We start from the raw sequence: 3,836 nt of genomic DNA on the forward strand, positions 1-3,836 counted from the left end.
CGAGATCTACAGCGAGGTGGACGGCAACTTCCCCAACCACCACCCCGATCCGAGCAAGCCGGAGAACCTGCGCGACCTGATCGCAAAATTGAAGGAGACCGGCGCCGACCTGGGCCTCGCCTTCGACGGCGACGGCGACCGCCTCGGCATCATCACCCGCACCGGCAACAACATCTACCCGGACCGGCAGATGATGCTGTTCGCGCGGGACGTGCTGTCGCGCGTACCCGGCGCGCCCATCCTCTACGACGTGAAGTGCACGCAGCGCCTCGGCCCGTCGATCGCGGCGGCCGGCGGCAAGCCGATGATGTACAAGACCGGCCACTCGCTGATCAAGGCGAAGATGCGCGAGGTTGGTGCTCCCCTCGGTGGCGAGATGAGCGGCCACATCTTCTTCAAGGAGCGCTGGTACGGCTTCGACGACGGCACCTACGCCGGCTGCCGCCTGCTGGAGATCGTGTCGCGCTCGCCGGACCCGAGCGCCGTGCTCGACGCGCTGCCCACCAGCTATTCCACGCCGGAACTGAACGTGAAGTGCGAGGAGGGCGAGCCGCACCGCATCGTCGCCGAACTGGTGAAGAAGGCGAGCTTCCCGGGCGCGCAGGTCTCCACCATCGACGGCGTTCGGGTCGACTGGCCCGACGGCTTCGGCCTCGTGCGCGCTTCCAACACCACGCCGGTGCTGGTGCTGCGCTTCGAGGGCCACACGCAGGAGGCGATGCACCGCATCGAAGGGGAGATGCTGTCGCTGCTGCGCAGCGTGAAGCCGGACGCGAAGATCGGCGAGGCGGCGCATTGAGTTCCCGTCATCCCCGCGCAGGCGGGGACCCAGGAGGCGCGCGCAGCGCGCTGCGTTAGGATGCCCTGGATCCCCGCCTGCGCGGGGATGACGGAATCGTGAAAGTCCTCATCGTCAAACTCTCCTCGCTCGGCGACGTGGTGCATACGCTGCCCGCCGTGCAGGACCTCCTCGCCGCGCATCCGCAAGCCCAGGTGGACTGGGTCGTGGAGCGCGGCTTCGCGCCGCTCGTGACCCGCAGCCAGGGCGTGCACCGCGCGATCCCCTGCGAGCTGCGCAAATGGCGCAAGGCGCCGTTGTCCCGTGACACACGCCACGCCTGGCGCGCGTTCCGGCAGGACCTCCATCGCGACGCCTACGACGCCGTGATCGACCTGCAGGGGCTCACCAAGTCTGCGCTGGTCGCGCACATGGCGCTCCTCGCGCCCGGTGGCAAGCGCTATGCGATGGCCAACCGCAGCGAGGGTTCCAGCTACGAAGCGCCGACGCGCTGGGTGGCCGACGTCGCGATCCCGGTGGAGCCGGCATCGCATGCGGTGCAGCGGGGCCGGGCCGTGTGCGCAGCGGCCCTGGGCTACGTCCTGCAAGGACCGCCGCGCTTCGGCCTGGGACGGGCCGACGCCGCGGCACGCGACGACACGGTGGTGCTGATCCACGGCACTTCGCGCGACGACAAGTGCTGGCCCGAAGCGCACTGGCTGGACCTGGGGCGGCGCCTGATCGCGCAAGGCCATTCGATTGGATTGCCGCACGGCAGCGACGAGGAGCGCGAGCGCAGCGAGCGCATGGCTGCCGCACTCGGTCCGCGTGCCGAGGTCTGGCCACGGCTGTCCCTCGATGCACTGACCGATCGCATGGCCCGCTGCGCCGGTGCCATCGGCGTCGACAGCGGCCTCAGCCACATCGCGGTGGCACTGGACTTGCCGCACGTGCAGATCTACAACTTCGACACGGCGTGGCGCACCGGCCCGCTGGGTGCCGCGCGCCAGGTGAGCGTGTACGCCTCGCCCACGCCCGACGTCGGGCCGGTCTGGCAGGCCTGGCAGGCCGTCACAATCCGCGGATGATCCGGCCGCTCTATTCCCTGGTGGTGATCGGCGCGCAGCCGCTGCTGCGCCGCAAGCTCCGCCGCCGCGGCAAGGCCGAACCCGGCTACCTCGAACACGTGGACGAGCGCTTCGGGCGCTACCACTCCCCCACCGAGCCGGGGCGCCTGTGGGTCCATGCGGTGTCGCTGGGCGAGACGCGGGCCGCCGCCATCCTGATCGACGCGCTGCGCCAGGCGAAGCCGGACGTCCGCATCCTGCTCACGCACGGCACGGCGACGGGCCGCGCCGAAGGCAAGCGCCTGCTGCGCGAGGGCGATGCGCAGGCCTGGCTGCCGTGGGACACGCCGCGCGCGGTGCGTGGCTTCCTGGAGCATTTCCGCCCCGGTGCCGGCGTCCTGATGGAGACCGAGGTCTGGCCCAATCTTTCCGCGGCCTGCGCGGCGCGCGGCATCCCGCTGGCCCTGGCGAACGCGCGCCTGTCGGAGAAGTCGCTGTCGCAGGCCCGGCGCCTCGCCCGCCTGTCGCGCCCCGCTTACGGTTCGCTCGGTGCCGTCTGGGCGCAGAGCGAGGACGATGCCCGCCGGCTCGCGGTCGCCGGCGCCACGGTCCAGGGCATCTTCGGCAACCTGAAATACGACGCCGCGCCGGACCCCGCGCAGATTGCGCAGGGCCGCGACTGGCGCTCCACTTCGTCGCGGCCGGTGGTGATGTTCGCCAGCTCGCGCGAAGGCGAGGAGACCGAGTTCCTGCGCGCGATCGTGCAGCACCGCGACGTGCAGTGGCTGCTGGTGCCGCGCCATCCGCAGCGCTTCGACGAAGTCGCGGCGCTGGTGGCGCAGTCCGGCCACACGGTGGCGCGCCGCAGCACCTGGAGCGAATCGCCGGCGCCGGCCGACGTGTGGATCGGCGACTCGCTCGGCGAGATGGCGCTGTACTACGGCCTGTCCGACGTCGCCTTGCTGGGCGGCAGCTTCGCCAAGCTCGGAGGCCAGAACCTGATCGAGGCCGCGGCCTGTGCCTGCCCGATCGTCATGGGGCCGCATACCTTCAACTTCAGCGAGGCGGCCGAACTGGCGCTCGCGGCGGGAGCGGCGCGTCGGGTCGGGAGCATGGAAGAGGGCGTGGCGGAAGCGGTCGCGCTCGCGCGCGATGCGGAAGCGCGTCTTCGGGCATCCGGAGCCAGCGAGCGTTTCGCGGCCGCGCATCGCGGGGCGGCGAAGCGGACGGCGGAGGCGGTGCTGGCGCTGCTGCCTGCTTAGCGTCCCTCCGTCATCCTCGCGACAATCCTTGTCATCCCCGCGGCAATCCTTGTCATCCCCGCGTAGGCGGGGACCCAGAGCTTTTTTGAAGCGGCGCTGTCGCGCCACTTTTTTTCCGCTTTGTCGCATCGCGCCGGCTGCCAGCCCCCGCGCGGGCGGGGCCGGGGTCGCGCTGGCATGGCGTCCTTCGCGCCTGCGGCGCTCGGCAAACCTGCGAGGCCCGGGCAGGCGGCCCCCGCGACCGAACTCGCTGCGTATTTGCCCGCGCGCGGTCAAACACTCCGCTCAAACACCGGTGTCGCGAGTCAGAAACGTACGCGCGGCTCGATACGCCCTACGGGCTCTCGTAGCCGCGCTGGGCCGCCTGCCCGGTCCTCGCAGGCGCCATGCCTTGATGCGCGACCCCGGCCCCGCCCGCACGGGGGCCGGCAGCAGGGCAGGGCGGTGGCGCATGGATCCGTTGCTGTCGCCACCGCCATGGCCATGACCAGGGCCGTAGGGTGGGCAAGCTCGCTTGCCCACCGTTTCCCGTGCGCCGTCATGGTGGGCAAGCAAAGCTTGCCCACCCTACAGCGATCATGACTTGCTCGATCAAGCAGAGCTCTGACCGTCGCGGCAGGCGGTGCGCGGTGTGGGCCCGCATCAAGGGGCGAGCGCCTGAAAGTCGGATCCCGGCGCCGCAGCACGGCTACGAGAGCCCGTAGGGCGTATCGAGCCGTGCGTACGTTT

2 protein-coding genes and 1 pseudogene are annotated in these 3,836 nt (G+C 71.0%); all 3 read left to right on the top strand.

Features of this window, described 5'->3' with window-relative positions:
• Positions 1 to 799: pseudogene (locus VF522_RS13680) on the top strand (phosphomannomutase/phosphoglucomutase); the annotation flags it as partial.
• 98 nt (positions 800 to 897) lie between these two features.
• Positions 898 to 1,866: a lipopolysaccharide heptosyltransferase I gene (gene waaC, locus VF522_RS13685; RefSeq protein ID WP_330908831.1), complete on the top strand. Its 969-nt coding sequence runs from the start codon at positions 898 to 900 to the stop codon at positions 1,864 to 1,866.
• On the top strand, positions 1,863 to 3,107 hold the full coding sequence (locus VF522_RS13690; protein WP_330908832.1) for a 3-deoxy-D-manno-octulosonic acid transferase: 1,245 nt from the start codon (positions 1,863 to 1,865) through the stop codon (positions 3,105 to 3,107). Before waaC ends, VF522_RS13690 begins: the two co-directional genes overlap by 4 nt.
• Positions 3,108 to 3,836: the final 729 nt, after the last annotated feature.

The sequence above is a fragment of the Ramlibacter sp. genome (genome assembly GCF_036383835.1).
GTDB lineage: Bacteria > Pseudomonadota > Gammaproteobacteria > Burkholderiales > Burkholderiaceae_C > Ramlibacter.

What these genes read in the sequence shown, in the direction of transcription:
- VF522_RS13690 (WP_330908832.1), top strand. Translation starts at nt 1,863, where the DNA reads ATGATCCGGCCGCTCTATTCCCTGGTGGTGATCGGCGCGCAGCCGCTG.